This is a genomic window from Streptomyces sp. C10-9-1 (genome assembly GCF_024497955.1).
GTDB classification, from domain to species: Bacteria; Actinomycetota; Actinomycetes; order Streptomycetales; family Streptomycetaceae; genus Streptomyces; species Streptomyces sanyensis.
Window position 1 is genome coordinate 24,554 of sequence record NZ_JANHKP010000019.1, and the last position, 26,739, is coordinate 51,292.

The 26,739-nt window shown below is 73.9% G+C and carries 25 protein-coding genes; 14 read left to right on the forward strand and 11 right to left on the reverse strand.

Annotated features, from left to right (window positions below; genetic code table 11):
• Positions 1–348: 348 nt before the first annotated feature.
• Positions 349–2,082 (forward strand): SpoIIE family protein phosphatase, encoded by a 1,734-nt coding sequence (locus tag NPS70_RS24475; RefSeq protein WP_305886310.1) that lies wholly within the window; start codon positions 349–351, stop codon positions 2,080–2,082.
• Between the two features lie 81 nt (positions 2,083–2,163).
• Positions 2,164–3,324, forward strand: coding sequence for a DUF2786 domain-containing protein (locus tag NPS70_RS24480; RefSeq protein WP_256526568.1), 1,161 nt, complete (start codon positions 2,164–2,166; stop codon positions 3,322–3,324).
• 28 nt (positions 3,325–3,352) lie between these two features.
• Here NPS70_RS24480 and NPS70_RS24485 read toward each other — a convergent pair whose 3' ends face one another.
• The 5 genes from NPS70_RS24485 to NPS70_RS24505 all read right to left on the reverse strand — a co-directional run bounded on the left by NPS70_RS24485 (position 3,353) and on the right by NPS70_RS24505 (position 7,449).
• Positions 3,353–3,991 carry an LUD domain-containing protein gene (locus NPS70_RS24485; RefSeq protein ID WP_256526569.1) on the reverse strand — a complete coding sequence of 213 codons (639 nt, stop codon included), beginning with the start codon at positions 3,989–3,991 and terminating at the stop codon, positions 3,353–3,355.
• On the reverse strand, positions 3,988–5,631 hold the full coding sequence (locus tag NPS70_RS24490; protein WP_256526570.1) for a lactate utilization protein B: 1,644 nt from the start codon (positions 5,629–5,631) through the stop codon (positions 3,988–3,990). The genes NPS70_RS24485 and NPS70_RS24490 overlap by 4 nt, the downstream gene beginning before the upstream one ends.
• Positions 5,628–6,398 (reverse strand): (Fe-S)-binding protein, encoded by a 771-nt coding sequence (locus tag NPS70_RS24495; protein WP_256526571.1) that lies wholly within the window; start codon positions 6,396–6,398, stop codon positions 5,628–5,630. Before NPS70_RS24495 ends, NPS70_RS24490 begins: the two co-directional genes overlap by 4 nt.
• A 6-nt stretch (positions 6,399–6,404) precedes the next feature.
• On the reverse strand, positions 6,405–6,836 hold the full coding sequence (locus tag NPS70_RS24500) for a VOC family protein (RefSeq protein ID WP_256526572.1): 432 nt from the start codon (positions 6,834–6,836) through the stop codon (positions 6,405–6,407).
• 118 nt (positions 6,837–6,954) lie between these two features.
• Positions 6,955–7,449 (reverse strand): hypothetical protein, encoded by a 495-nt coding sequence (locus NPS70_RS24505; RefSeq protein WP_256526573.1) that lies wholly within the window; start codon positions 7,447–7,449, stop codon positions 6,955–6,957.
• Between the two features lie 268 nt (positions 7,450–7,717).
• Between NPS70_RS24505 and NPS70_RS24510 the strand changes: the two genes are divergently transcribed.
• Positions 7,718–7,954, forward strand: a complete 237-nt coding sequence (locus tag NPS70_RS24510; protein ID WP_256526574.1) for a DUF397 domain-containing protein — start codon at positions 7,718–7,720, stop codon at positions 7,952–7,954.
• Between the two features lie 70 nt (positions 7,955–8,024).
• On the opposite strand, the gene NPS70_RS24515 is transcribed toward NPS70_RS24510, so the two are convergent.
• Entirely contained in the window at positions 8,025–8,540 is a 516-nt protein-coding gene (locus tag NPS70_RS24515; RefSeq protein WP_256526575.1) for an ATP-binding protein, read from the reverse strand.
• A gap of 305 nt (positions 8,541–8,845) precedes the next feature.
• On the opposite strand from NPS70_RS24515, the gene NPS70_RS24520 reads away from it, so the two are divergent.
• From NPS70_RS24520 to NPS70_RS24535, 4 genes are all read left to right on the forward strand, one after another.
• Positions 8,846–9,775 (forward strand): helix-turn-helix transcriptional regulator, encoded by a 930-nt coding sequence (locus NPS70_RS24520; protein ID WP_256526577.1) that lies wholly within the window; start codon positions 8,846–8,848, stop codon positions 9,773–9,775.
• Between the two features lie 82 nt (positions 9,776–9,857).
• The gene (locus tag NPS70_RS24525; protein WP_256526578.1) at positions 9,858–11,315 is read left to right on the forward strand and encodes an aldehyde dehydrogenase family protein; all 1,458 of its coding nucleotides are present in this window, start codon (positions 9,858–9,860) and stop codon (positions 11,313–11,315) included.
• A 250-nt stretch (positions 11,316–11,565) separates the two neighbouring features.
• Positions 11,566–12,108, forward strand: coding sequence for a DinB family protein (locus NPS70_RS24530; RefSeq protein WP_256526579.1), 543 nt, complete (start codon positions 11,566–11,568; stop codon positions 12,106–12,108).
• 766 nt (positions 12,109–12,874) lie between these two features.
• The gene (locus tag NPS70_RS24535; protein ID WP_256526580.1) at positions 12,875–13,516 is read left to right on the forward strand and encodes a PadR family transcriptional regulator; all 642 of its coding nucleotides are present in this window, start codon (positions 12,875–12,877) and stop codon (positions 13,514–13,516) included.
• 17 nt (positions 13,517–13,533) lie between these two features.
• Here the strand turns inward: NPS70_RS24535 and NPS70_RS24540 are convergent, their stop codons facing one another.
• Both NPS70_RS24540 and NPS70_RS24545 read right to left on the reverse strand, forming a co-directional pair.
• The gene (locus tag NPS70_RS24540) at positions 13,534–14,961 is read right to left on the reverse strand and encodes a glutamate decarboxylase (protein WP_256526581.1); all 1,428 of its coding nucleotides are present in this window, start codon (positions 14,959–14,961) and stop codon (positions 13,534–13,536) included.
• Positions 14,962–15,027: 66 nt separating this feature from the next.
• Positions 15,028–15,393 (reverse strand): YbjQ family protein, encoded by a 366-nt coding sequence (locus tag NPS70_RS24545; RefSeq protein WP_256526582.1) that lies wholly within the window; start codon positions 15,391–15,393, stop codon positions 15,028–15,030.
• 131 nt (positions 15,394–15,524) lie between these two features.
• Between NPS70_RS24545 and NPS70_RS24550 the strand changes: the two genes are divergently transcribed.
• The gene (locus NPS70_RS24550) at positions 15,525–16,226 is read left to right on the forward strand and encodes a DedA family protein (RefSeq protein WP_256526583.1); all 702 of its coding nucleotides are present in this window, start codon (positions 15,525–15,527) and stop codon (positions 16,224–16,226) included.
• A 90-nt stretch (positions 16,227–16,316) separates the two neighbouring features.
• Here NPS70_RS24550 and NPS70_RS24555 read toward each other — a convergent pair whose 3' ends face one another.
• Entirely contained in the window at positions 16,317–17,984 is a 1,668-nt protein-coding gene (locus NPS70_RS24555; protein ID WP_256526584.1) for a threonine/serine exporter family protein, read from the reverse strand.
• 136 nt (positions 17,985–18,120) lie between these two features.
• Positions 18,121–18,615, reverse strand: coding sequence for an inorganic diphosphatase (locus NPS70_RS24560; protein ID WP_187744513.1), 495 nt, complete (start codon positions 18,613–18,615; stop codon positions 18,121–18,123).
• Between the two features lie 96 nt (positions 18,616–18,711).
• Between NPS70_RS24560 and dacB the strand changes: the two genes are divergently transcribed.
• From dacB to folE, 6 genes are all read left to right on the forward strand, one after another.
• Positions 18,712–20,118 carry a D-alanyl-D-alanine carboxypeptidase/D-alanyl-D-alanine-endopeptidase gene (dacB, locus tag NPS70_RS24565; RefSeq protein WP_256526585.1) on the forward strand — a complete coding sequence of 469 codons (1,407 nt, stop codon included), beginning with the start codon at positions 18,712–18,714 and terminating at the stop codon, positions 20,116–20,118.
• Positions 20,119–20,195: 77 nt separating this feature from the next.
• Positions 20,196–21,341 carry a zinc-dependent metalloprotease gene (locus NPS70_RS24570; protein WP_256526586.1) on the forward strand — a complete coding sequence of 382 codons (1,146 nt, stop codon included), beginning with the start codon at positions 20,196–20,198 and terminating at the stop codon, positions 21,339–21,341.
• Between the two features lie 228 nt (positions 21,342–21,569).
• Complete coding sequence (gene tilS / locus NPS70_RS24575; protein ID WP_256526587.1) at positions 21,570–22,607, forward strand: tRNA lysidine(34) synthetase TilS; 1,038 nt, start codon at positions 21,570–21,572, stop codon at positions 22,605–22,607.
• Positions 22,608–22,647: 40 nt separating this feature from the next.
• Positions 22,648–23,187: a hypoxanthine phosphoribosyltransferase gene (gene hpt, locus NPS70_RS24580; RefSeq protein ID WP_256526659.1), complete on the forward strand. Its 540-nt coding sequence runs from the start codon at positions 22,648–22,650 to the stop codon at positions 23,185–23,187.
• 185 nt (positions 23,188–23,372) lie between these two features.
• Positions 23,373–25,397, forward strand: coding sequence for an ATP-dependent zinc metalloprotease FtsH (gene ftsH / locus NPS70_RS24585; RefSeq protein ID WP_256526588.1), 2,025 nt, complete (start codon positions 23,373–23,375; stop codon positions 25,395–25,397).
• A 112-nt stretch (positions 25,398–25,509) separates the two neighbouring features.
• Positions 25,510–26,115, forward strand: a complete 606-nt coding sequence (folE, locus tag NPS70_RS24590; RefSeq protein WP_256526589.1) for a GTP cyclohydrolase I FolE — start codon at positions 25,510–25,512, stop codon at positions 26,113–26,115.
• Between the two features lie 110 nt (positions 26,116–26,225).
• On the opposite strand, the gene NPS70_RS24595 is transcribed toward folE, so the two are convergent.
• Positions 26,226–26,714 (reverse strand): DUF3180 domain-containing protein, encoded by a 489-nt coding sequence (locus NPS70_RS24595; RefSeq protein WP_256526590.1) that lies wholly within the window; start codon positions 26,712–26,714, stop codon positions 26,226–26,228.
• Between the last annotated feature and the right edge of the window lie 25 nt (positions 26,715–26,739).

Below are 26,739 nucleotides of genomic sequence, written 5' to 3' on the forward strand. Positions count from 1 at the left end.
CCGACGCCCCCCGCCGCGAGGCGGGCCGGCCGCGGGCGGCCCCGCGCCTCTCCCGAGCCCTCCCGCGGGCGTCCCCGCGGCGCGCCGGGGGGATGCCCGCGCGGCGTCCCCGCCGTCCCGGTTCCGGGAGTTTCCCCCGGTCGGTGTCCCCGGACCGCTGCCGCACGGGGCAAGCTCCCCGTACGCTCTGATCCCAACCGGACGGCCCCGCCGCCCGGCGGGCGTGTCCGCCCTGCGCGGGGCACACTGGGGATCGAGGCGCGTGCACGTGACCGGGAGGCCGAAACAGTGAACGGGGGCAGCCGCAAACGACGCCTGACGCAGCGCCTCTCCGCGCGGACCGCCGCGATGCAGTCCTCCGGTGTCCGCGGCCTCCGCTTCCGCCGCGGGCGGGGGCACCAGCCCTCCGACGGCTTCACCACCCGCAGCCGCCTGGCCTGGCTCAACTCCGCGAGCACCCGGATCGGCACCACGCTCGACCTGGAGCGCACCGCCCAGGAGCTGGCCGAGTTCACCGTGCCGAGGTTCGCCGACGGGGCGGCCGTCGACGTGCTGGAGCGGGTGCTCCGGGGCGAGGAGGGCTCCCGCTGGACCGGGGTCGGCATCCCGGAGAGCCGCGCGATGGCGGTCTGCGCCATCGACGAACTGGCCCTGCTGGAACCCACCCCGGTCGGGGACACCAACACGGTCGGCGAGGCGACGCACGAGACGCTGCTCCACCGCTACTGCCTGCGCCAGGGCAAACCGGTGCTGCTGGCGCGGATCGCCGACGAGGACTACGTGCGCATCGCACCCACCGCCAGCGCCGCCGCGAAGATGCGGGACGCCGGGGTGCACAGCTACCTCGCCGTACCGCTGATCGCCCGGGGCGTTCTGCTGGGCACCGCCGACTTCGTCCGTGCCGGCGGCACCCCGCCGTTCTCCACCACCGATCTGGCGCTCGCCGAGCAACTCGCCTCCCGGGCGGCCGTGTTCATGGACAACGCCCGGATGTACGGGCGCGAGCGGGAGCACGTGATCTCCCTCCAGCGCAGCCTGCTGCCCCGGGCCACCCCCCTCACCCCCGGGCTGAGGGTCCGCGCCGAGTACGCACCGGCCGCCGCGGCACGGGGCGTCGGCGGCGACTGGTACGACGTGATGGCGCTGCCGGGCGGCCGTACCGCGCTGATGGTGGGCGACGTGATGGGCCACGGGCTGCCGGCGGCGGCCACCATGGGGCGGCTGCGCGCGGTCGGCCGGACCCTGATGACCCTCGACATGGCCCCCGAGCGGGTGCTGGCCAGGCTGGACCTGGCCACCCGCGACCTGGAGGACGAGCAGGTCGCCACGTGCCTGTGCGCCGTCTACGACCCCGCGGACTCCACCTACACCTTCGCCAGCGCAGGGCACCTCCCGCCGCTGCTGCTCGACGGCCGGGGCGGTGCCGACCTCCTCGACGTCCCCGTCGGCGCGCCGCTGGGCGCCGGGGTCATCCCGTACGACCCGCTGCGGGTCTCGGTGCGCGAGGGGGCCCGTCTCGCGCTGTACACCGACGGCCTGGTCAAGAACCGCACCGACGACATCGACGTGCAGCTGGAGGGGCTGCGCGGCCGGGCGAAGTCCATGGAGCCGCAGCGGATGGAGGACGGGGGGCTGCTCGCGGAAGCGCCGGGCGCCCGCCGCATCGACGAGGCGGTGCTGCTGGTCGCCGGGAGCACCGGCGGCCCGGACGACGACCTGCGGGTGTGGCCGCTCCCCCAGGAGGGCAACGTCGCCTCCGTCGCCCGCGGCCTGGTCACCGGGCAGCTCGCCGACTGGGGGCTCGCGGAGCTGGCGGACGTCAGCGAACTGGTCGTCAGCGAGCTCGTCGGCAACGCCCTGCGCTACGGCAACGGCCCCGGTCAGCTGAGGCTCCTCCGCGGCGAGCGGCTCACCATCGAGGTCTCGGACACCGGCCCGGACCTCCCGCAGATCCAGCACGCCGACGTCAGCGACGAGGGCGGACGGGGACTCCAGCTGATCAACATGCTCTGCCGGCGGTGGGGTTCGTGCCGCACGGTGGGCGGCAAGGTCGTCTGGGCGGAGCAGAACGTCACACCGTGAACCCGCCCGGGCCGACGGCGGCCGCTTCCCGGCCCGGCCCGGGCGGGGCCCGCGCGGCCGCAGCGTGACACCATCCGGTGTGTGGGCACGGTGAGCACGGTCGAGAAGGCACTGGCGGCGGCGCTGTACGCGGAGGGCGACGCCCCCCTCGACGCGGCCGCCTCCCTGCTCGCCGCCGACCCCGGAGCCGACGCGGAGCTGCGGCGGCGCGGCGAGGAGCTGCTGCGCCGCGCCTGGGAGCGCGGCTGGCAGCCCGCGGACGTCGCCCGGCTGGTCCGGCGGGACCTCGGGGAGGTGCACCACCGGCTGCTCGCGGAGCTGGTCGCGGCGGAGTCCGCGCACTACGGCCCGCGGCTGCCGCACCGCTGGGAGGCCCAGCTGCGGGACCTCGCCGGCGAGGTCCCGCCACCGGCGCGCGGCGACCGCTTCGGCCGTGCCACCGCGGTCCTGGAGCTGTACCGGCTGCTGGCCCGGCTGCCGCGCATCGAGGCCGTCGCCCCGCCGCCGGGCGCCGGGCCCTGTGCCGCACCGGCGGGCGCCCGGGAGGGGACCGGCCCGGAGCCGCGGATGCTCACCCGCGTCCGCGCCCTGCTCGCCAAGGCGGAGGCCACCGGCTACCCGCAGGAGGCCGAGGCGCTCACGGCCAAGGCCCAGGAGCTGATGGCCCGCCACAGCATCGACGAGGCGGTCCTCGCGCACGGTGCCCCCGCCGCGCACACGCCGTCGGCGCGCCGCATCGGCGTGGACGCGCCCTACGAGACGGCCAAGGCGGTGCTGCTGGACGTGGTCTCCTCCGCCAACCGCTGCCAGGCCGTGTGGAACGGCGCCTTCGGCTTCTCCACGGTGGTGGGCTTCGAGGGGGACCTGGAGTCGGTGGAGCTGCTCTACACGTCCCTGCTGGTGCAGGGGACCAGGGCGATGACGGCCGCCGAGTCCGCCCAGCGGGCCGGGGGGCGCAAGCGCACCAGGACCTTCCGGCAGTCGTTCTGGACGGCGTACGCCTCCCGCATCGGCGAGCACCTGGCCGCCGTCGCCGAGGAGGCCGTCCCCGGCGAGCTGCTGCCGGTGCTGGCCACCCGTGACCTGGCCGTGGCCGACCGGACCCGGCGGATGTTCCCCGAGACGCGCACCGCGCGGGTGCGGGCGGCGACCGACGCCGCCGGATGGCGCGACGGCACCTCGGCCGCCGACCGTGCGCACCGGGCCGCCCCCGGGCGGCCCCTGCCCGGGCGCCGGGCCTGACCGCCCGGCCGGTGCCGGTCCGCACCGCTCAGGCGTCGGTGCGCAGCACGACCTCCAGGACGCGCGGCCCGTGGACGCCCTCCACCCGCTCCAGTTCGATGTCGGAGGTGGCGGAAGGCCCGCTGACCAGCGTCGTCGGCCGTCCGGGTACGAGGAGGGCGAGCGCCTCGGGCACTCCCGCCGCGACGGTCGAGAGGCCGACGACCAGGACGTGGACGTCGGGGACGAGGGACAGGGCGCGGCGGCCCTGGTCGGGGGAGCCGTCGAGAAGGACGGTACCGGTCTCGGCGCAGGCCGCTGCGGAGGCCGTGACCACGGCGTCGAGGCCGTCGAGCATGCGGGGGGAGACCGCGGCCGAGTCGACCAGGACCTCCCCGCCGAACCGCTCCAGCCAGGCCGGGTCCAGTCCGGGCGGGACCCCGACGCGCCGGGCCCCGTGGGCGTCCAGGGCCCCCGCCACGGCCTCGGCCGTGGCCGCGGCGGTGCAGACGCGGACGCCCGCCCGGTAGTCGGCCAGCCGCCCGGTGAACAGCGCCAGCCGCTCGTCGTCCGGCAGCGTGCGGCCCGTGCGGTAGGCGCGGGGGACGGGCTGCCGCCCCGGGGGCGCCAGCGCCAGGGCGTCCCGGATGCGCCCGAGCACCGCCTCCCGTGCCGTCGGCCCGCTCACCGCTCCTCCTCGCGCCGGTCGTGCCCGTCCGCCGGGGCGCCGCCGCCCGGCCCCTCGTGTGCCGCGCGGCGGCGCTCGCCCTCGCGTGCCGCGGCGCGCATCGCCGCGGCACCCTCCGGCGAGGCGAACCACGACCGGAAGGCATCGCGCGCGGGCACGGGTGCGTCCCGGGCCTCCGTCCAGCCGGCGAGCGGCGGTGGCAGCCGGGTGATCCGCCCCTCCCGCCTCGCGGCGGCGCGGGCGAGCCGGGCGGCGGTCCGCTGGGCGGCCGTGTAGAGCCGCGGCCGCCGCATGACGGCCCCGGCGGTCCGCATCGCGAGCGCCTCCGGGGTGCGCCCGGCCTCCTCCGTGTGGCGGCGGCGCAGGTCGACCAGCATCGCGGGGAGGTCGATCCGTACCGGACAGGCGTCCAGGCAGGCCCCGCAGAGCGTCGAGGCGTAGGGGAGGGTGCGGTTCGGATCGTCCCCGGTGGCGTGCATCCCGGCCAGGTACGGGCTCAGCACCGCCCCGATCGGCCCCGGGTAGGTGGAGCCGTAGGCGTGGCCGCCCACCCGCTCGTACACCGGGCAGACGTTGAGGCAGGCGGAGCAGCGGATGCAGCCGAGCGCACCGCGGCCGAGCGGGTCGGCGAGCGCCGCGGTGCGGCCGTTGTCGAGGAGGACCAGATGGACCTCCTGGGGCCCGTCGCCCGGGGTGACCCCGGTCCACAGGGAGGTGTAGGGGTTCATCCGCTCGCCCGTGGCGGACCGGGGCAGCAGTTGCAGGAAGACCTCCAGGTCCCGGTGGAGCGGGACCACCTTCTCGATGCCCATGACGGTGATCAGCGTCCGCGGCAGGGTCAGGCACATCCGGCCGTTGCCCTCCGACTCCACCACGCACAGGGTGCCCGTCTCCGCGATGCCGAAGTTCGCTCCGGAGACGGCGACGGGCACCGTGAGGAACCTCTCGCGCAGATGGGCCCGTGCCGCGGCGGCGAGTTCCGCCGGGTCGGACCCGAGCCGGGGGTCGGCATCCGGGATGCCGTCGCGGAGGATCCCGCGGATCTCCTCCCGGTTGCGGTGGATCGCGGGGACCAGGATGTGGGAGGGGCGGTCGCCGGAGAGCTGGACGATCAGCTCGGCCAGGTCGGTCTCGTATGCGGTGATGCCCTGCCGTGCCAGGTGCTCGTTGAGTCCGATCTCCTGGGTGGCCATGGACTTGACCTTGACGACCTCCTCGGAGCCCGTCTCCCGGACCAGGCGGGTGACGATCGCGTTGGCCTCCGCCGCGTCGCGGGCCCAGTGCACGGTGCCGCCGCGCCCGGTGAACGCGGCCTCCAGCTGCGGCAGCAGCTCGGGCAGGCGGTCCAGGGCCTCGGACTTGAGCGCGGCGCCCGCGTCGCGCAGCCGCTCCCAGTCCGGCAGTTCCCTGGTGGCGGCCAGCCGCCTGGCGCGGATGGTGCCGGTCGCGCGGCGCAGGTTGTCCCGGAGGGTGTGGTCGCCGAGGGCCGCGCGGGCCGCCCGGGGGAAGGGCGTGTCGCCGCGCAGGCGGCCGGTGCCCGGCGGAGCGTGCGGGGGCGGGGCGGGTGTCCCGGGAAGCGGGCGCTCCGGCGGGTCGTCCCCGGACCCGGCGGCGGCGCCGGGGCGGGAGGGGCGGGTCATCGGGCGGCCTCCTCGGTCAGGGGGTGGGGCGCGTCGCGGGTGGCGGCGAGGATCTGCGCGAGGTGGAGGGTCCTCGGGCCGGACCGCAGGCGGGAGAAGCCCCCGCCGATGTGCATCAGGCAGGAGGAGTCCGCGGCGGTGCAGACCTCGGCGCCGGTCGAGGCGATGCGGTCCAGGGTGTCCCCGAGCATCGCGGTGGAGGTCGCGGCGTTCTTCAGGGCGAAGGTCCCGCCGAAGCCGCAGCAGGAGTCGTCCCGGGGCGGCCGGAGGAGCTCGATGCCCTCGACGGACCGCAGCAGCGCCAGCGACCTGTCTGCCGACCGGAGCATCCGCAGGGAGTGGCAGGTGGGGTGGTAGGCCACGCGGTGCGGGAACCAGGCGCCCACGTCGGTGGTGCCCAGGACGTCGACGAGCAGCTCGGTGAGCTCGTAGGTCTTGGCGCCCACCTCCTCCACCGCGGCGGCCAGGCGCGGGTCGCCGTACCGTGCGGCGACCTGGGCGTGCTGGTGGCGGACGCAGCCCGTGCACGAGGCGGAAGGCAGGACCACCGCGTCCACGGCGGGGTCCCGGAAGAGTCCGGCGAACTGCCGCACGAGAGGGAGGGCGGTGCGCTGGTAGCCGGTGTTGACGTGCATCTGGCCGCAGCAGGTCTGCTCCGGGGGGAACACCACCTCGTGGCCCAGCCGGGCGAGGAGCAGGGCGGTGGCCCGTGCGGCCTCGGGGAAGAGGGTGTCCGCGAGGCAGGTCGCGAAGAGCCCGACGCGCACGGCGGTTCAGGCCGGGCCGGCGGCGACGCAGAACTCGTTGCCCTCGGGATCGGCTATGACGACATGGTGCCCGTCGAAGGTCTCCAGGACGGTGCCGCCCGCCGCGGCCAGGCGCCCGGCCTCGTCCCGGATGCGGGCCCAGCGCTCCGCGGCGGTGCCGTGGCCGGGGAGGCGGATGTCCAGGTGCAGCCTGTTCTTGGCGCTCTTCGGCTCGGGGACCTCCAGCAGGCTCAGCCGGGGGCCCCTGCCCTCGGGGTCGCACAGCCAGGCGCCGCCGAGCCCGTCCTCCTCGTCCTCCTCGAACTGGGCCAGCCATTCCTCCCGTGTGGTGAAGGGCGGGGGCGGGGGCTCGTCGACGTAGCCCAGCGCGGTGCGCCAGAAGGCGGCCAGCCGTTCGGCGTCCGCGCAGTCCAGCGTGAGATCCAGTCGGGATGCCATGGAGGGACGGTACCTCCCGCCGCCGACAGCGTCCCGGGACGCGGCGGGATCCGGTGGCGCCGCGGGGCGCCGCGGGCGGGGGCGGCAGGCGGGCCCGGGCGGGCGGCGGCGCCGGGGCTCAGGGGGTGGGCAGCGCCGTGGGCAGGCCCTCGGGGAGCGAACCGCCCTCGCTCCTGCGCAGGGTGTCCTCCGTGCCGCCGTCCCAGGCGACGAGCAGCGTGGTGCCGTCCCCGGGCCGGATGGTGCCCGAGGTCCGGTCGGTGCTGCCGTCCGAGCAGGTCAGTGTCAGCTTCCAGGGGCCGGTGCCGGTGACGTCGCCCGTGCAGGCGCGGCCCTCGGCCAGCAGGGCCACCTTCCCCCGCGTGAGGGAGAGCACGACGGGCTTGGCGTCGGTCAGTCCGGCCCAGGTGCCTTCGATGCCCCCGGCGGCGCCGTCCGCCCCGCCGTCCTGGACGCCGGTCGGATCGGGCGAGGCGGTGGCGGCGGGCGTCGTGGGGGCTGCGTCCCTGTCCTCGCCGTCCGCCGCCTCGTCGCCGCTTGCGCAGCCGCCCAGGACGAGGGCCGCGAGGGCGGTCGCGGTGGCGGCCGCCGTGCGAAGAGCGGTGGTGCGCATGGAGGTTCCCCCTGGGTGGTGTCGGAGAGACCGCGCAAAGCTACCAGGGCCCCGCGGGTGCTTCCGGGGGCCCTCGCCGGATCTCCACAACCGGGCCGCGGGCGGGGGAGGAACGGGGAGCCTGCCGCGGGCCGGGCGGAGCGTGTAACCGGGGGAACACCCCCTGTGCACGTGCATCGACCCGTGCATTGGCTTCTGCACATGGCATATGAACGCGGCTATGATCCGGCGTAGTTGACACCTGCACCTTGTACCCCGGGAGCGACTTGTGCACCACGTGTACAGCGGCATGGCGGCCACGGAGCTTCAGGGGGTCGTCTGGCAGAAGAGCAGACACAGCAACTCCCAGGGCTCCTGCGTCGAGTTCGCCAAGCTGCCCGGCGGCGATGTGGCGATGCGCAACTCGCGGCACCCGGAAGGTCCCGCACTCGTGTACACGACGGCGGAGATAGAGGCGCTGCTCCTCGGGGCCAAGGACGGCGAGTTCGACCACCTGGTGGCCTGAGCGCCGGGGCGCCCGGCCGGTGCCGCCCGGGGGCCCCGCAGGGCCGCGGCGCGGTCCGGCGGGGTGCGCCTCATCCCAGCCGGAAGAGCGCCCAGACGACCTTGCCCCGCAGCGCCCCGGCGAGCGGATGCCAGCCCCAGCCGTCGCTGAAGGACTCCACCAGCAGCAGCCCGCGCCCCGACTCGGCGGCGAAGTCCTCCTCCGCCTGCCGGGCGGTGGGGCCCTCGTCGCTGGGGTCGCGCACCGCGCACACCAGGCGCCCCGTCCAGCGCATCAGGTGCAGCCGCACCGGTGTCTCGCCGGCCTGCTCGTGTGCCTCGCACCCGGGCCGGGTCGGCCCGCCCTCGGGGGCCAGCGCGTGGCGCAGGGCGTTGGTGACGAGTTCGGAGACGACCAGCGCCACGTCGTCGAAGCGGTGCGCGAGGTCCCACTGGCCGAGCGTCGCCCGGGTGAACTGCCGTGCGCCGCGCACCGCTTCGTGGCGGGGCGGCAGGGCGCAGGAGGCGGAGGTGGCCGCGGTCGAGGGGTCGGTCGGGTAGAGCCCCTGCCTTAACGGCGCGAGCATGGTCGATCGATTCGTCCCCATGCGAGGCACTCCCGGGATTCGCTGCTGTGGCGCTACGACACGAACGAGCACGCAGGTGCGCGAGCACCATCGTTCCCAATGCGTAGGGCAGATGCAAGGGCAGATGCACGTGCACGCGCCGGACCTGTCCGCGCCCGTGGCGGTTGCTGCTCATTTCTTCCACAGGCCGGTCGGGAGGCCCGGCGGCACTGTCTACTCTTTCCGTAACCGCACGAGTACAGGCTGAAGCCTTTTGGTGGCAGAATCCGGCTCTTGGGTTTCGGGAGGCACTCGGCGACGATCGGACGCAGTGAAGTGGTGTACGGATGGGGAGGGTTCGGGTCGTGACGGCAGGAGTGTCAGGGGCGGCGTCGCCCGCATGGGGCGACCCCCGCGGCGAGGGGCCGGGTGGAGGGTCGGTCGTCCGGCGCATCCTGCTGGGGTCCCAGCTGCGGCGCCTGAGGGAGTCCCGGGGTATCACGCGGGAGGCGGCCGGGTACTCCATCCGCGCCTCCGAATCCAAGATCAGCCGCATGGAGTTGGGCCGGGTGAGCTTCAAGGCGCGCGACGTGGAGGACCTGCTCACCCTCTACGGCGTGGGCGACGAGGCGGAGCGCGCCTCGCTCCTCGGGCTCGCCAGGGAGGCCAACGTCGCCGGCTGGTGGCACAGCTACGGCGATGTGCTGCCGGGCTGGTTCCAGACCTACATCGGCCTGGAGGGCGCGGCCTCGGTGATCCGCATCTACGAGGTCCAGTTCGTGCACGGGCTGCTGCAGACCGAGTCCTACGCCCACGCGGTGGTGTCCCGCGGGATGCCCGGAGCCTCCACGTCGGAGATCGACAAGCGGGTCGCCCTGCGGCTGGAGCGCCAGAAGGCGCTGGTGTCGGAGAACGCCCCCCTGCTGCACGTCGTCCTCGACGAGGCGGCGCTGCGCCGCCCCTACGGTGACCGGAGAGTGATGCAGGACCAGGTGAGGCACCTGATCCACGTGTCCGAGCAGTCCAACATCACGCTCCAGGTGATGCCCTTCGGATTCGGCGGGCACGCGGGCGAGAGCGGGGCGTTCACCCTGCTGAGCTTCCCCGAGTCCGATCTCTCCGACGTGGTCTACCTGGAGCAGCTGACCAGCGCCCTCTACCTCGACAAGCGCGAGGACGTCGCCCAGTACGCCCGGGTCATGGAGCGTCTGTGCGAGGACAGCCCGGATGCCGCCGGCACCCGCGACCTGCTCCGCGGTCTCCTTCAACTCGCCTGAAACATGCGTACGATGACGAAGCATCAGACACCTTGACGCGCGCCGGCGCCCCCGCCGCCCCTGCCCATGGAGCAGTGATCACATGTCCTTCTTCAGCGACCTGGCACTCCAGTACATAGACGGCGAATGGAAGCCGGGCAGCGGTTCCTGGGACATCATCGACTTCAACCCCTACGACGGCGGGAAGCTGGCCTCGATCACGGTGGCCACCGCCGAGGAGGTCGACCAGGCGTACCGGGCGGCCGAGCGGGCGCAGACCGCCTGGGCCGAGACCAACCCCTACACCCGCCGGGGGGTCTTCGAGAGGGCGCTGCGGATCATCGAGGACCGCGAGGAGGAGATCGCCGCGGCGATCGTCGCGGAGCTCGGCGGCACCCACCTCAAGGCCGCCTTCGAACTCCACCTCGTCAAGGAGTTCCTCCGCGAGGCCGTCCAGCTGGCCCTGCGGCCCGAGGGGCGCATCCTGCCCTCCCCGGCCGACGGCAAGGAGAACCGCGTCTACCGCGTCCCGGTCGGCGTCGTGGGCGTCATCAGCCCGTTCAACTTCCCCTTCCTGCTGTCCGTCAAGTCGGTGGCCCCCGCCCTCGCGCTCGGCAACGCGGTGGTGCTCAAGCCGCACCAGAACACGCCCGTCTGCGGCGGGACCCTGGTCGCCAAGGTCTTCGAGGACGCCGGCCTGCCCGCCGGCCTGCTCAACGTCGTCGTCACCGACATCGCCGAGATCGGTGACGCGCTGCTGGAGCACCCCGTCCCGAAGGCCATCTCCTTCACCGGCTCGGACCGGGTGGGCCGCCACGTGGCGACCGTCTGCGCCGCCCACTTCAAGCACGCCATCCTCGAACTGGGCGGCAACAGCGCCCTGATCGTGCTCGACGACGCCGACGTCGACTACGCGGTGGACGCGGCCGTCTTCAGCCGTTTCGTCCACCAGGGCCAGGTGTGCATGGCCGCCAACCGCATCCTGGTCGACCGCTCGCTCCAGGCGGAGTTCACCGAGAAGTTCGTCGCCAAGGTGCGGACCCTCGCCGTCGGCGACCCGGCCGACCCGGCCACCCACATCGGCCCGCTGATCAACGCCTCCCAGGCCGAGGCCGTCTCCGCCGTCGTGGAGCAGACCGTCGCGGCGGGGGCGACCGCCCTGGTGCGCGGCACGGTGGAGGGGAACCTGGTCTCCCCGACGGTGCTCGCCGACATTCCCGAGGGCGCACCCGTCCTGAGCCAGGAGATCTTCGGCCCCGTGGCGCTCCTCATCCCGTTCGAGGGAGAGGACGAGGCGGTGCGGATCGCCAACGACACCCCCTACGGGTTGAGCGGCGCCGTCCACACCGGGGACGTGGAGCGCGGTGTGCGGATCGCCAAGCGGATCCACACGGGCATGATCCACATCAACGACGGCACCGTGCACGACGAGCCGATCGTCCCGTTCGGCGGGGAGAAGCACTCCGGTCTCGGCCGCCTCAACGGCGACGCCATGCTGGACGCCTTCACGACGCAGAAGTGGATCTCGGTGCAGCACGGCCGCTCGCGCTTCCCCTTCTGAGGCGCTTCCGGCACGGCGCGCCGGCTCCGCCGCACGTCGGCGAGCCCCCGGGCCCCGCCCCGCCAGGTCCTGCCCGGGGGGCGGGGCCTCGCCGTGGGCGGCGCCCCCCGCTCCACCGGGCCGCGCGTCCCTTCGGGGCGTCCGCGACCGCCCCGGTTCCCTAGCGGACAGAACCTGTCCGCAATGCTCCGTAGCGTGGCAGGTGCAGCAGGGGAGAGGACCCCGGCGCTGATCGGAAGGCGGCACCACCATGGTCACCCACATTCCCGCGGAGGCACCCGGCGACGAGCGCGGCGCCCTGCTCGCGTACGTCGAGGGCCAGCGGGCGGCGATCCGGCGCTCGGTGCTCGGGCTGACGGAGGAGCAGGCCGCCAGCCGGCCGAGCGCGAGCCGGCTGTCGCTGTCCGGCCTGCTCAAGCACGTCGCCGAGGTCGAACTGAACTGGCTGCGGCTGGCCCAGCAGCGCCCCAACGAGCGGCAGCGCACCCCGGAGACCTGGGAGGAGGGCTTCCGGCTGGTCGGGGACGAGACCGTGCCCGGCTTCCTGGCGTTCTGGGACGGGGTGGCGCAGGAGACCGAGGAGTTCATCCGCTCGGCGCCGAGCCTGGACCAGGAGTTCCCGCTCCCCGAGGCACCCTGGTTCCCGGCGGACGGCAGGATGTCGCTGCGCGCGCTGCTGCTGCACCTGGTCGAGGAGTTCGCCCGGCACGCGGGCCACGCCGACATCATCCGCGAGTCCCTGGACGGCAAGGACGCCTTCGCCCTGATCGACCTGGCCGAGGCCGGGCGCTGAGGCGAGGGCCCGGGGCGCCGCGCCCGCACCGCCCCGGGCCCGCGGCCCCCCGGCCCACCCGGCAGGGCTGCTGTGCCCGCCGCCGCTCCGCGCTCCGCGGCGGCCGTCTCGATCGCGGCGGCCTGCGCCGGTGCCTCCCGGGCGGGGCCCGCGCCACCGAGGCGCAGGGCCGGTGGGCGCGGAGCACCGGCAGCCGCCGCGGCTCCGCGGGCCGGCGGGCCGGGGATCCCGCCGGGCGAGGGTCCGCTCCACGGCCCGGGCGGCGCCCGGGAGGTCCTCCCCGGAGTCGGCGAGGAGGCCCGCGAGGCGCAGGGCGGGCGCACCGGGCCCTTCGGGCCCGGGCGGCCCGGTCCGGGTCCCCGCCGAGGGCCGACCGACCCGGACGGTGTTGCCGTCGGGGACTGGCGCCCGCCGTACGGCATGTCCTCAAGCGCTCCCGGGCGCGGCACCCCGCCGCGCGGGACCACCGTGCGCCGTCTCCGGACCGGCGCGGAAGGCGGCGTACGGGCCGTCCACGCCCCCGGTGACCGCGCAGCGGCCGGAGTACGGCGGGCCGCGGGCTCACGGCCCGCCATACCGTGGAAGGGGACTTCGGCCGGGCAGCGGACCGCGGCGTGGGGGAGGGCCCGGTCCGGAGGCAGGTCGTCCCGAAGCCCAGGGCGGTGTAGAAATCGACCACCGGCCGGACGGCACGGCGGGAGCGGGACGGTCCTCTCCGTCATACGGGCCGGGCCGGTCACACGTGATGAGAAGGGGACCCCGGCAGATGTCAGCGATCCGGCTCCTGGTGCTCGGCGCCGTGCGGCAGCACGGACGGGCCCACGGCTACCAGGTGCGCAACGACCTGGAGTACTGGGGCGCCCACGAGTGGTCCAACGCCAAGCCCGGCTCGATCTACCACGCGCTCAAGCAGATGGCGAAGCAGGGCCTGCTGCGCGCCCACGAGACCGCGCCCTCCGACGCGGGCGGCCCCCCGCGGACCGAGTACGAGCTCACCCCCCGGGGCACCGAGGAGTACTTCGGCCTGCTCCGGGAGTCACTGGCCGCCCACGACCAGCGGACGGACGTGCTGTCCGCGGCGCTCGGCTTCATCGTCGACCTGCCCCGCGCCGAGGCCGTCGAGCTGCTGCGCACCCGGGTGCGCGCCATCGAGGAGTGGCGCTCGTCGGTCACGGAGTACTACACGCCCCCGGAGGGGACGGCCTCGCTGGGCCACATCGGCGAGATCATGGACTTCTGGCTCGCCTCCGCGGACGGGGGCTCCGCCTGGACCCGCGGGCTGATCGCCCGCATCGAGGCCGGCGCCTACACCTTCGCCGGGGAGGGCGGGCCGTTCGTCGGCGTGCTGGCCGAGGGGCAGGAGAACCCCTACGCCACCGGGATCCCCCACGAGGGCGACGGCCGCTGAGCGCCCCGGCGGCGTGCTCAGTGGTGGAAGGCCGTCGCGGCGGAGCGGTCCCGGGCCAGCGGCCCCGGCTGCCGCCGCAGCTCGGGAAGCACCTGGTCCAGGTCGTCCAGCAGCAGGTCCGCCAGGTCGACCGAGAAGCCGTTGCGGCACACGATCCGCAGCACCGACAGGTCCTCCCGGTTCGCCGGGAAGGTGTACGCGGGCACCAGCCAGCCCCGCTCGCGCAGCCGCTGCGAGACGTCGAAGACGTCGAAGGCCCCCACGCCGTCCGCGGTGGTGAAGGCGAACACCGGCAGCTGGTCGCCCCGGGTGAGCAGCCGGAAGTCCTCCAGGCCGCCGATCCGCCCGGCAAGCCCCGAGGCCACGTCCCGTGCCGCCTGCTGCACCGCCCGGTAGCCCTCCCGGCCCAGCCGCAGGAAGGTGTAGTACTGCGCCACCACCTGAGCCCCCGGGCGGGAGAAGTTCAGCGCGAAGGTCGGCATGTCGCCGCCCAGGTAGTTGACCCGGAAGACCAGCTCCTCCGGCAGGGCCTCCGAGGACCTCCACAGCGCCCAGCCGACGCCCGGGTAGACCAGCCCGTACTTGTGGCCCGAGGTGTTGATCGAGACCACGCGCGGGAGCCGGAAGTCCCAGACCAGGTCCGGGTCGAGGAAGGGCGCCACCATCGCCCCCGAAGCCCCGTCCACATGGACCGGCACGTCCACCCCGGTGTGCTCCCGCAGCGCGTCCAGCGCCGAGCAGACCTCCGCCACGGGCTCGTAGGAGCCGTCGAAGGTCGAGCCCAGGACGGCGACCACGCCGATCGTGTCCTCGTCGCACAGCTCGGCCGCGGCCTGCGGGTCGAGGTGGAAGCGGTCGCCCTCCATCGGCACCAGCCGCGGCTCCACCTCCCAGAAGGTGCAGAACTTCTCCCAGCACACCTGGACGTTCACGCCCATCACCAGGTTCGGCCGCGCCCGCGCCGGGTACCGGTCGGCGTTCCGCCGCGCCCAGCGCCGCTTCAGCGCCATCCCGGCGAGCATGCACGCCTCGCTGGAACCCGTCGTCGAGCAGCCGACGGCCGCCGTCGGGTCGGGGGCGTGCCACAGGTCCGCCAGCATCGCCACGCACCGGCGCTCCAGCTCCGCGGTCCGCGGGTACTCGTCCTTGTCGATCATGTTCTTGTCGCGGCACTCGCTCATCAGCACCGCGGCCTGGGGCTCCATCCACGTCGTGACGAAGGTCGCCAGGTTGAGGCGCGAGTTGCCGTCCAGCATCAGCTCGTCGTGGACCAGCTGGTAGGCGGTCGACGGCGCCATGGGCCCGTCGGGCAGGCGGTGGACGGGCGGAGCCGCGGTCATGTCGCCGACGGGGTCGGCCTCCCCGAAGAAGGGGTTCAGCGCCAGCCGGCGCCGCCGGGGGTCGTCCTCACCGCGCGCACCGGGGGAACCTTGGTGAAGTGCCATGGGACCCAGGCTCGCCTCGGCGGGCACCGCCCGCAACGCGAGTCCCTCCGCGCCCCCGGACGGACCTCAGACCTGCGCGATCACCACCGCCGTGCCGTAGGCGCACACCTCGGTCCCCACGTCCGCCGCCTCCGTCACGTCGAAGCGGAAGGCCAGCACGGCGTTCGCGCCCCGCGCCGCCGCCTGGTCGACCAGGCGCGCCATGGCCTGGTTGCGCGTCTCGACCAGGGTCTTCGTCAGCCCCCTGAGCTCACCGCCGACCATCGACTTCAGCCCGGCGCCGATCTGGCTCCCCAGGTGCCGCGAGCGCACGGTCAGGCCGAAGACCTCGCCGACCACCCGCTCCACCCGGTACCCGGGCACCTCGTCCGTCGTGACCACCAGCACGTCGACGCCCGGGCTCTGCCCGCCGCCGTAGTCCTCGATACCCATGGGCCCAGCTTCGGGCCCACCGGCCCGGACCGCATCCCGGTACCCGGTGGAACCGAAGGCGTTCATCGTGCGTTGATAGTTTTGGGCCGCCTACTGTCCCGAACGACTTACACCACAGGAGCCCGGACCTCGTGAACACCCTTGCGCTCGGACCGAGCTGGCTCGACCCGGACTACCTGATCACCACGTTCGGGCTGATCGGGGTCCTGGTCATCGTCTTCGCCGAGTCCGGCCTCCTGATCGGCTTCTTCCTGCCGGGCGACTCCCTGCTCTTCACCACCGGTCTGCTGGTGACCACCGGCAAGATCGACATGCCGCTGTGGCTGGTCTGCACCCTCATCGTGGTGGCCGCGGTCATCGGCGACCAGGTGGGCTACCTCTTCGGCCGGAAAGTGGGCCCCGCGCTCTTCAAGCGCCCGGACTCGCGCTTCTTCAAGCAGGAGAACGTCGAGAAGGCCCACGACTTCTTCGAGAAGTACGGCCCCAAGTCCCTGGTCCTCGCCCGTTTCGTGCCCATCGTGCGCACCTTCACGCCGATCATCGCCGGCGTGAGCCGGATGAACTACCGCTCCTTCGTGACCTTCAACATCATCGGCGGCGTGCTGTGGGGCGCCGGGGTGACGCTGCTCGGCGCGGCGCTCGGCAAGGTCGAGTTCGTGCACCAGAACATCGAGGCCATCCTCATCCTGATCGTGCTGATCTCCGTGGTCCCGATCGCCGTCGAGCTGCTGCGCGCCCGCTCCAAGAACAGGAAGGCCGCCGCGGAGGGCTCCGCGGACGGCGACGACGACACGCCCCCCTTCCCGCAGCGCGGCCGCCACGCCCGCCGCTGACACCGCCCGCCCGTACCCGGTACCGCCGCCCGAGCCCCCGCCCCGCGGGGGCTCGCGCGCGTGCCGGGGGCGGACCGCCCGGCACGCGCGTCAGAAGCCGCGGGTCCGCTTGGCCGCGCGGCGCCCGCCGGGCAGCTGGATCTCGCCGGGCGCACCCGGCACCCGGAGGAAGAGCCGGGTCACCTCGGAGCCCAGGTTGACCCCGATCGCGATGGCCAGCGCCAGCGCCGCGGCCTTGCTCAGCGAGCCCAGCCCGTCGTTCAGGTCGCCCCGCGCGATGGACAGCAGCCCGAAGTACAGCGCGCTACCGGGAAGCAGCGGACCGATCGAGGCCGTCACGTACGGCATCGCCGAGGTGAACTGGTAGCGCGCCAGCATCTGGCCGAACAGGCCCACCAGTCCCGCCGCCGCCGCGGTGGCCGCCACGGGCGAGACGTCGCCCTGGATCGCCAGCGCCCCGTACACCACCCAGGCGACGCCCCCGTTGAGGGTCGCGAGCCACACCGTGTGGCGCTCCTGCTGGAGCATGACCGCGAAGCACAGCGACAGCGTCATCGCCGCGAGCGTCTGCACCTCCGGGCGGTCCACGCTGTGCAGCGCGGTCTCCGGCTGCAGCCCGGCGTCCAGCGCGAACCCGAGGTAGAGCACGCTGAGCACACCCACGACGATGCCGACGACCAGGTAGCCGACCTCCAGCAGACGGGCCGAGGCCGTGATGTAGAAGCCGGTCAGGCCGTCCTGCACGGCCGCGACCAGCGCCCGCCCCGGGATGAGGGCGAACAGGCCACCGGTGATCACCGCGGAGGCCCGGACGTCCAGCGGGGACAGGCTCAGCCCCACGCCGAAGGCCGCCGGGGGCATCGCCGCCACCACGAACTGGTAGAACTCCGGCAGGCCCCGCCCCGCCGCCAGCCACGCCAGGCGGTCCCCCAGCATCGCGCTGATCGCCGCGGCCAGGAAGACGATGACGTTACCGCCGACCAGCACGGCCGCGGACCCGGCCAGCAGCCCGCCCGCCAGGGTGATCGCCCAGCCGGGGAAGGGGTGCCGGTTCCGGCGGATCTCCGCGAGCCTGCGGTACGCCTCCTCCAGGGTGACGTCCGACTCCTCGACGCTGATGTCGTGCACCAGGCGGTAGACGGCCGCCAGCCGGGTGTAGTCCGTGCCGCGGCGGCGCACGGTGCGGTTCGCCGTCACCGGGTCGTCCACCAGCGACGGCTGGTAGGTGATCGACAGCAGGGTGAAGGTGACCGTGGGCTCGCAGCGGTCCAGCCCGTAGGAGCGGGAGACGGCGAACATCGCCGCCTCCACGTCCTCGGCGCCCTCTCCGCCCGCGAGCAGCAGCTCGCCGATCCGCAGGGTCAGGTCGAGCACGCGGGGCACCGCCGGCCCCTCCTCGTCGGCCCGCGGCACCGTGTCCGGCACCGGGCGCTCCCCGACCGGCAGCCGCAGCATCGCCCGCATCCGGTCCTGCCAGGGGGCGTTGTGCGTCACCCTGACCAGGGCCGTGCCGTGCGCGGGGGTGAACGCCGGAGGAGAGGTCCGGGCACTGTACGTGGACGGCGGGGCGAAGGCCGAACCCTCCGGCTCGGCCTGCACGGGGTCCGCCAGGAAGCCCTTCGGCACGGAGAACTCGGAACTGGGATGGTCCTCCTCCGGGGCCTCCCGGTGCTCCACGCCCACCGGCGGGGCGAAGGCGCTGTGCGCCTCGTCGGACTGAGGCTTCCGGTCTTCCGGACCCTCGGACTCCGCCACCACTCGCCGTCCTCGCTCCCTCTCGCTCCTGCCCTCTGCCCGGCACTCCTGCCCAGTATGGGCGCGGACAAGGGGAGGTACGCGTCGCGGGCGGGACACCTGTGTGTCCCGCCCGCGACCGGGGCTTTGCGGCGGAGCGTCAGTGAGCGCCGCCCTGCGCCTCCAGGCGCTTGTAGCTGGCCTCGATCTCGGCCTCGGCCTCGGCGCGGCCGACCCAGTTGGCGCCCTCGACGGACTTGCCGGGCTCCAGGTCCTTGTAGACCTCGAAGAAGTGCTGGATCTCCAGGCGGTCGAACTCGGAGACGTGGTGGATGTCGCGCAGGTGCTCGACGCGCGGGTCCGACGCCGGGACGCACAGCAGCTTGTCGTCGCCGCCGGCCTCGTCGGTCATCCGGAACATGCCGATGGCCCGGCAGGTGATCAGGCAGCCCGGGAAGGTGGGCTCGTCCAGGATGACGAGGGCGTCCAGCGGGTCGCCGTCCTCACCGAGGGTGTTCTCGACGAAGCCGTAGTCCGCCGGGTAGCTGGTCGAGGTGAAGAGCCGACGGTCCAGGCGGATCCGACCGGTCTCGTGGTCCACCTCGTACTTGTTGCGCGAACCCTTCGGGATCTCGATGGTGACGTCGAACTCCACGGGTGGCTCCTCCATGATCAAGACATAGCAAGACGCGAATCTGGTGGTTAAGTGTCCCTCACGCACAGGTGTGATCGCGAAAGGGGCTGGTGCGGGGTGCCGAAGGTCGGAACATGGCAGCTCGCGACGGGTGCCGCCGTGGTCGGGCTCGTCCTGTCGGTCGGGGCGGTGACCCTGGCCGGACCCTGGGACACGGGCCAGCGTACGGCCGAGCGCCGATGGGCGGCCGTCCGCGCCGACCCGGGTGGCGCACATCACGACGCGTCCGCCGCCCACCGCCCGCCGCCCGCTCCGAGCGCACCCCCGGTGCTCGACCCCCTCGGCGGCACCCGCGCCGCTCCGGCGGACGCCCCGGGCGCCGCCGCCGACGGCCTCGCGACCGCTCTCGCCCCGCTGCTGGCGGACCCGGCGCTGGGCTCCGCCCCCACCGCGAGCGTCGTCGACCTCGCCACCGGCCGCCGCCTCTACGGAGCGGGGGCCTCCCGGCCGATGGTCCCGGCCTCCACGATCAAGATCGCGACCGCCGCCGCGGCCCTGGGCGCGCTCGGCCCCGACCACCGCGTCCCCACCACCGTCGTGGCCGTCCCGGGCGAGGTGCGGGTGGTCACGCTCGTCGGCGGCGGCGACGCCACCCTGGACCGGGACCGCCTGGACGACCTCGCCGGCCGCACCGCCCGCGCCCTCGGCGACCGGGGCGCCGAGGCGGTGCGGATCGCCTACGACACGGCCCTCTACCCCGGGGCCCGCCTGCACCCCATCGGCCCCAACGACAACATCGCCCCGGTCAGCGCGCTCATGGTCGACCAGGGCCGCAACGACCCCGCGAGCACCGGACCCGCCACCCGCTCGGCCGACCCGGCCGGCGAGGCCGCCCGCGTCTTCGCCGACCGGCTGAGCGAGCACGGCGTACGGGTGGAGGGCACTCCCGCGCCGGGCCGCGCGCCGGAGGAGGCCGTGCCGGTGGCCCAGGTCCTCTCCGCCCCCCTGGCCCAGGTGGTCGAGCGGATGCTGACCCACAGCGACAACGACATCGCCGAGTCGCTGGCCCGGCAGACCGCCGTGGCCGCCGGCCGCCCCGCCGACTTCGCCGGCGCGGAGCGGGCCGTCACCGACCAGCTCCGCCGGCTGGGCCTGCCGCTGGCCGGCACCCGGTTCGCCGACGGCAGCGGCCTCGACCGGCGGGACAGGGCCACCGCCGAACTGCTCACGGCCCTGCTCGCCGCGGCGGCCGACCCGGAGCACCCGGAGCTGCGCCCGGTGCTGACCGGGCTGCCCGTGGCGGGATTCACCGGCACCCTCGGCGACCGCTACCCGGCCGCCTCCCCGGGCTCCGGGCTGGTCCGGGCCAAGACCGGCACGCTCACCGGCGTCGACACCCTGGCGGGCACCGTGGCCGCCCCGGACGGCCGCGTGCTCGCCTTCGCCTTCCTGGCCGGCGACACCCCCTCGCCCTACGCCGCCCGGCCCGCGCTGGACCGCCTGGCGGCCGCGCTGCTGGAGTGAGACCGGGCGCCGCGCCCCGGTGGGTGGGCACCGCCGACACCTCCACGCGGCACCGGTGGAGAACGTACGGTTGACGCATGACGAGCATCGGTGGTGCCGAGATGGTCGACTGGAACCTCGCCGTGGCGACGGCCACCCGCTTCGTGCGGCCCGGGCCCGACGCGAGCCGGGACGAGGCGCGCGCCGTCGTCGCGGAGCTGCGGCGGCACGCCAAGGCGTCGGAGGAGCATGTGCGCGCCTTCACCCGCATGGTCCCCGAGGGGGTGACGCCACGGGACACACCGGTCCTCGTCGTGGACAGGGCGGGCTGGATCAGGGCCAATGTCGCGGGCTTCCGGGAACTGCTCAGCCCCCTGCTGGACAAGATGCGCGAGCGCCGCTCCGACACGGCCGGCGGCGCCGTGCTCGGTGCCGTGGGCGGCAAGGTGACCGGCGTGGAACTCGGAATGCTGCTGTCCTTCCTCGCCTCCCGGGTCCTCGGCCAGTACGAGACCTTCGCCCCGGCGAGCCGCTCGCTCCCCGAGGGTGCTCCCGCGGGGCCCGGCGGCAACGGGGGCGGACGGCTGCTGCTGGTGGCCCCGAACATCGTGCACGTCGAGCGGGAGCTCGGCGTCGACCCGCACGACTTCCGGCTCTGGGTCTGCCTGCACGAGGAGACGCACCGCACCCAGTTCACCGGTGTGCCCTGGCTGCGCGACCACCTGGAGGGCGAGATCCAGTCGTTCCTCGCGGAGACCGACGTGGACCCGATGACCGTCCTGGAGCGGTTGAGGGAGGCCGCCCAGTCGCTGGCGGGGGCCCGCCCCGAGGGCGAGGAGGACGAGGGCAGGTCCCTGGTCGAGCTGGTGCAGACGCCCGCCCAGCGCGAGATCCTCGGCCGCCTGACGGCCGTGATGTCGCTGCTGGAGGGGCACGCCGACTTCGTGATGGACGGGGTGGGGCCCGCCGTGGTGCCCTCGGTCGCCGAGATCCGGGAGAAGTTCCAGCAGCGGCGCGCCCGTGGCGCCGGCCGTCTCGACCTGGCCCTGCGCAAGCTCCTCGGCCTCGACGCCAAGCTCCGCCAGTACCGCGACGGCGAGCGCTTCGTCCGGGCGGTCGTGGAGGAGGTCGGCATGGACGGCTTCAACCGCGTGTGGACCTCGCCCAACACCCTCCCCACCAAGGCGGAGATCGCCAAACCGGCGGACTGGGTCGCGCGGGTGCACCGCAGGGCGGAATCGTGAACCGCGGGTGCGGGGTCGCGAACGGCGGGTCGCCGGGGGCACGAGAGCGCCCCTCCAATCACCCGTCCGAGGGACCGTAGGCGTTGGATAGGCGTGCAATGCTCGGGTATTGGCTCGGCTCTGTCACCATCGACGCACTCTGAGTGACGAATGCGGGCGGCCGGTTCGCCGGCCCCGCACCGTCCTCGGGCCGACACCCCTCCCGACACTCCACGAAGGGCACCGGACATGGGTCCCCATCCTGCGGTCGCGGCGATACGCCTGGCGGTCCGCCGCGTCCTGAACGAAGTCCTCACCCAGCACGCCCGGCACGCCGTCGGGGCCGGCTCCCGCGCCCCGGAGCCCGCCGACGGCCCTCCCCTGGTGCTCGTCGCCTGCTCCGGCGGGGCCGACTCCATGGCACTGGCCTCCGCCCTCGCCTTCGAGGCCCCCAAGCTCTCCGTCCGCGCCGGCGCCGTCACCGTCGACCACGGACTCCAGGCCGGCTCCGACCTCCGCGCCGCCGAGGTGGCCGCCCGCCTCACCGCGCTGGGCCTCGACCCCGTCGAGACCGCCACCGTGCGCGTGGGGCGCGCCGGCGGCCCCGAGGCCGCCGCCCGCGACGCCCGCTACGCCGCGCTCGACGCGGCCGCCGAGCGCCTCGGGGCCGCCGCCGTGCTCCTCGGGCACACCCGGGACGACCAGGCCGAGACCGTGCTCCTCGGGCTCGCCCGGGGATCCGGCATCCGCTCGCTCTCCGGTATGGCCGCCGTCTCGGGGGCGGCGGGCCGCTACCGGCGCCCGTTCCTGCTGATCGACCGCCAGACGGTCCGCAAGGCGTGCATGGTCCAGTCGCTGCCGGTGTGGGAGGACCCCCACAACGCCGATCCGGCCTACACGCGCTCCCGGCTGCGCCACGAGGGCCTGCCGGCCCTGGAGAAGGCGCTGGGCAAGGGCGTCGTGGAGGCGCTTGCCCGGACCGCCCAGCTCTCCCGCGACGACGCCGACGCCCTCGACGCCTGGGCGGCCGAGGCGGCCGCCGGGGTCCGCACCGCGGACGGCGGCCTGGAGTGCGCCAAGCTCTACGCGCTGCCCCCCGCCGTGCGCCGCCGGGTGCTCCGCCGGGCCGTGATCGAGGCGGGGTCGCCCGCCGGTTCCCTCTTCGCCCGCCACATCGAGGAGGTGGACCGCCTGATCACCGGTTGGCGGGGCCAGCGGGCCATCAATCTGCCCGGGCGGATCCAGGTGCTGCGCCAGGGTGGCAGACTGGTCATTCGGCAAGGGTGAACCGCCGAGACAGAAAGCGACGCGGGTGAACGAGAAGGACATGGGCAGCGACCTCCAGTCGGTGCTCATCACCAAGGAAGAGATCGACGCCAAGCTGGCCGAGCTGGCGGCGAAGATCGACGCGGAGTACGCGGGCAAGGACCTGCTCATCGTCGGCGTCCTCAAGGGCGCGGTGATGGTGATGGCGGACCTGGCGCGTGCGCTCGCCACCCCCGTCACGATGGACTGGATGGCCGTGTCGTCGTACGGCGCGGGCACGCAGTCCTCCGGCGTGGTGCGGATCCTCAAGGACCTCGACACCGACATCAAGGGCAGGCACGTCCTGATCGTCGAGGACATCATCGACTCGGGCCTGACGCTGTCGTGGCTGCTGAGCAACCTGGGGTCGCGCGAGCCGGCCTCCCTGGAGGTCTGCACCCTGCTGCGCAAGCCCGACGCGGCGAAGGTCGCCATCGACGTGAAGTGGATCGGGTTCGACATCCCGAACGAGTTCGTCGTCGGCTACGGCCTGGACTACGCCGAGAAGTACCGCAACCTGCCGTTCGTGGGCACACTCGCCCCGCACGTCTACGGGGGCTGAGCCGCCGGCACGCTGGGGAACCCAGCCCGCCTTTCCGCCGTTGGTGCAAGGGAAGGCGGTCGCCGGTGCCGAAGCTGGGGTACCGTCCGAAGAACAGTTGTCATTTCTCATAGCAGTCGCATAAACGAGTCAACAGCGGCATTTCACTACGGGCAGGAGGGACGGGGCGTTCTCGCTCCGTATGGATGGACGTGAAGCGATACTTCCGTGGGCCGGTCATGTGGATCGTGCTGGCCGTCCTCGCCGTGGTCGTGCTGATGCAGGTCGTCGGCTCGTCCGGCGGCTACAAGACGGTGGACACCGGCAAGGTCGTCCAGGCGATCGACAGGAACCAGGTCCAGCAGGCCAAGCTGACCACAGGCGACGAGCAGCTCGTCAAGATCGAGCTGAAGGAGGGCCAGAAGGTAGACGGCGGCACCAAGGTGCAGGCCAGCTACATCGGCACCCAGGGCGTCGACCTGGCCGACAAGCTGCAGGAGAAGTTCGAGGCGGGTGAGATCGAGAAGGGCTACACGGTCTCGGTCTCGAAGCAGAGCCCCTTCGTCTCGGTGCTCTTCTCCCTGCTGCCCTTGCTGCTCATCGTGGTGGTCTTCCTCTTCCTGATGAACCAGATGCAGGGCGGCGGCTCCCGCGTCATGAACTTCGGGAAGTCGAAGGCCAAGCTCATCACCAAGGACACCCCGAAGACGACCTTCGCCGACGTGGCCGGGTCGGACGAGGCGGTCGAGGAGCTCCACGAGATCAAGGAGTTCCTCCAGGAGCCGGCGAAGTTCCAGGCCGTCGGAGCCAAGATCCCCAAGGGCGTGCTGCTGTACGGCCCGCCGGGAACCGGCAAGACCCTGCTCGCGCGCGCCGTCGCCGGCGAGGCGGGCGTCCCGTTCTACTCGATCTCGGGTTCCGACTTCGTCGAGATGTTCGTCGGTGTCGGCGCCTCCCGGGTCCGGGACCTCTTCGAGCAGGCGAAGGCCAACGCCCCGGCGATCGTCTTCGTCGACGAGATCGACGCCGTCGGCCGCCACCGCGGTGCCGGCCTCGGCGGCGGCCACGACGAGCGGGAGCAGACGCTCAACCAGCTGCTCGTCGAGATGGACGGCTTCGACGTGAAGGGCGGCGTGATCCTCATCGCCGCCACCAACCGGCCCGACATCCTCGACCCGGCGCTGCTGCGACCGGGCCGCTTCGACCGGCAGATCGCCGTGGACCGCCCGGACATGCAGGGGCGGCTGGAGATCCTCAAGGTCCACCAGAAGGGCAAGCCGGTCGCCCCGGACGTCGACCTCGGCGCCGTGGCCCGCCGGACGCCCGGCTTCACCGGTGCCGACCTGTCGAACGTGCTGAACGAAGCCGCGCTCCTCACGGCGCGCAGCGACCGCAAGCTCATCGACAACCAGTCGCTGGACGAGGCGATCGACCGCGTGGTGGCGGGGCCGCAGAAGCGGACCCGGATCATGTCCGACAAGGAGAAGAAGATCACCGCGTACCACGAGGGCGGTCACGCCCTGGTCGCGGCGGCCTCACCCAACTCGGACCCGGTCCACAAGATCACCATCCTGTCGCGCGGACGGGCGCTGGGCTACACCATGGTCCTTCCGGACGAGGACAAGTACTCGACCACGCGCAACGAGATGCTCGACCAGCTCGCCTACATGCTGGGCGGCCGGGCGGCGGAGGAGCTCGTCTTCCACGACCCGACCACCGGCGCGGCGAACGACATCGAGAAGGCCACGGCCACCGCGCGGGCGATGGTCACGCAGTACGGCATGACCGAGAGGCTCGGCGCCATCAAGTTCGGCGGCGACAACAGCGAGCCCTTCCTCGGCCGCGAGATGGCCCACCAGCGCGACTACTCGGAAGAGGTCGCCGCACTGGTCGACGAGGAGGTCAAGAAGCTCATCGAGTCCGCGCACAACGAGGCGTGGGAGATCCTCGTCGAGAACCGCGACGTCCTCGACAACCTGGTGCTCCAGCTGCTGGAGAGGGAGACGCTGGGCAAGGAGGAGATCGCCGAGATCTTCGCCCCGATCGTGAAGCGCCCGGCCCGTCCGGCGTGGACCGGTTCCTCCCGGCGCACTCCCTCCACCCGCCCGCCGGTGCTCTCCCCCAAGGAGCTCGCACTGACCAACGGCGCGGCGAACGGAGCGGCCCCCTCGGTGACGGACCTCACCAAGGCACCGGCCGAGCCGGTAGCGGAGGAGCGTCCCGAGGCCTGAGCCCCAGGCCAGGGCACTGCCCCGGAATGACTGCCGCGCCCCCCGGGCTCTAGCCTGGGGGGCGCGGCATTCTCATATGCCCGCGCTGCGAGCAGACAGGAACGAGGCACAGATGACCGACCCGGTGACGCTGGACGGCGAGCGTTCGATCGCCGAGTTCGACGAGAAGCGGGCCGAGAACGCCGTGCGGGAGCTGCTCCTCGCCGTCGGGGAGGACCCGGACCGCGAGGGCCTGCGCGAGACGCCGGCGCGCGTGGCGCGGGCCTACAAGGAGATCTTCGCGGGCCTGCGGCAGCAGCCCGAGGACGTGCTCACCACCACCTTCGACCTGGGCCACGACGAGATGGTGCTGGTGAAGGACATCGAGGTCTACTCGACCTGCGAGCACCACCTGGTCCCCTTCAGGGGCGTGGCGCATGTCGGCTACATCCCCTCCACCACCGGCAAGATCACCGGCCTGTCCAAGCTGGCCCGCCTGGTGGACGTCTACGCCCGCCGCCCGCAGGTGCAGGAGCGGCTCACCACCCAGATCGCCGACTCGCTGATGGAGATCCTGGAGCCCCGCGGCGTGATCGTGGTCGTCGAGTGCGAGCACATGTGCATGTCGATGCGCGGCATCCGCAAGCCCGGCGCCAAGACCCTCACCTCGGCGGTCCGCGGGCAGCTGCGCGACGTGGCCACCCGCAACGAGGCCATGAGCCTGATCATGGCCCGCTGACCCCCGGGGCGCCCCGCCCGTTCCGTGACACCGGGGCGGGCCGGCGGCTCCCGCGCCGCGGGGAGGTCCGGGCCGCCGCCCTTCGCCCTTCCCCGTCCGGGCCGGGCGGATCAGGCCGCGCTGGCCTTGGGGTCGTTGTCGTCGTCGCCGTCCTCCGGGAGCTTGCAGACCCGCTCCAGCCAGAGGGCGGTCGCGATGACCGCGATCCCGGCCACCACCGCGAAGCCCGCGTAGATCGCCTGGTCGCGCCGGGCCGGAACGTCCAGCGACCCCAGCAGGAAGACCCCCGCGCCGCCGTACATCCCGCTCACCAGCGCCGCTACCAGGGCGCTGGCCTGCGCGAACACCACGGCCCGCGCGGCCATCAGCGGCTCCACGCCCTCGGCGCCGGGCCGCCGTTCGCGCTGCGCCTTCAGGCGGTTGCGCAGCGAGAGGGCCGTCGCCGCCAGCACGGTGGCGATCACCGCGAGCACGATCGGCGCGGCCAGCGGGACGCTCGGCAGCGTGCCGAGCGCGTCCCACAGGCGGGCGCCGCCCCAGGAGAGGACTCCGGCCGCGACGAAGATCCCGGCCAGCATTCCGAGCCGTAGTTGCCTCACCGCTGCGAGCCGCCCTTCACCGTGT

Bases quoted from the DNA above. Each gene is read 5' to 3' on its own strand.
- NPS70_RS24475 (WP_305886310.1), top strand. From the start codon at position 349: ATGCAGTCCTCCGGTGTCCGCGGCCTCCGCTTCCGCCGCGGGCGGGGG.
- NPS70_RS24490 (WP_256526570.1), bottom strand. From the start codon at position 5,631: ATGACCCGCCCCTCCCGCCCCGGCGCCGCCGCCGGGTCCGGGGACGAC.
- NPS70_RS24500 (WP_256526572.1), bottom strand. From the start codon at position 6,836: ATGGCATCCCGACTGGATCTCACGCTGGACTGCGCGGACGCCGAACGG.
- NPS70_RS24505 (WP_256526573.1), bottom strand. From the start codon at position 7,449: ATGCGCACCACCGCTCTTCGCACGGCGGCCGCCACCGCGACCGCCCTC.
- NPS70_RS24515 (WP_256526575.1), bottom strand. From the start codon at position 8,540: ATGGGGACGAATCGATCGACCATGCTCGCGCCGTTAAGGCAGGGGCTC.
- NPS70_RS24520 (WP_256526577.1), top strand. From the start codon at position 8,846: ATGGGGAGGGTTCGGGTCGTGACGGCAGGAGTGTCAGGGGCGGCGTCG.
- NPS70_RS24525 (WP_256526578.1), top strand. From the start codon at position 9,858: ATGTCCTTCTTCAGCGACCTGGCACTCCAGTACATAGACGGCGAATGG.
- NPS70_RS24530 (WP_256526579.1), top strand. From the start codon at position 11,566: ATGGTCACCCACATTCCCGCGGAGGCACCCGGCGACGAGCGCGGCGCC.
- NPS70_RS24535 (WP_256526580.1), top strand. From the start codon at position 12,875: ATGTCAGCGATCCGGCTCCTGGTGCTCGGCGCCGTGCGGCAGCACGGA.
- NPS70_RS24540 (WP_256526581.1), bottom strand. From the start codon at position 14,961: ATGGCACTTCACCAAGGTTCCCCCGGTGCGCGCGGTGAGGACGACCCC.
- NPS70_RS24545 (WP_256526582.1), bottom strand. From the start codon at position 15,393: ATGGGTATCGAGGACTACGGCGGCGGGCAGAGCCCGGGCGTCGACGTG.
- NPS70_RS24570 (WP_256526586.1), top strand. From the start codon at position 20,196: ATGACGAGCATCGGTGGTGCCGAGATGGTCGACTGGAACCTCGCCGTG.
- tilS (WP_256526587.1), top strand. From the start codon at position 21,570: ATGGGTCCCCATCCTGCGGTCGCGGCGATACGCCTGGCGGTCCGCCGC.
- hpt (WP_256526659.1), top strand. From the start codon at position 22,648: ATGGGCAGCGACCTCCAGTCGGTGCTCATCACCAAGGAAGAGATCGAC.
- ftsH (WP_256526588.1), top strand. From the start codon at position 23,373: ATGGACGTGAAGCGATACTTCCGTGGGCCGGTCATGTGGATCGTGCTG.
- folE (WP_256526589.1), top strand. From the start codon at position 25,510: ATGACCGACCCGGTGACGCTGGACGGCGAGCGTTCGATCGCCGAGTTC.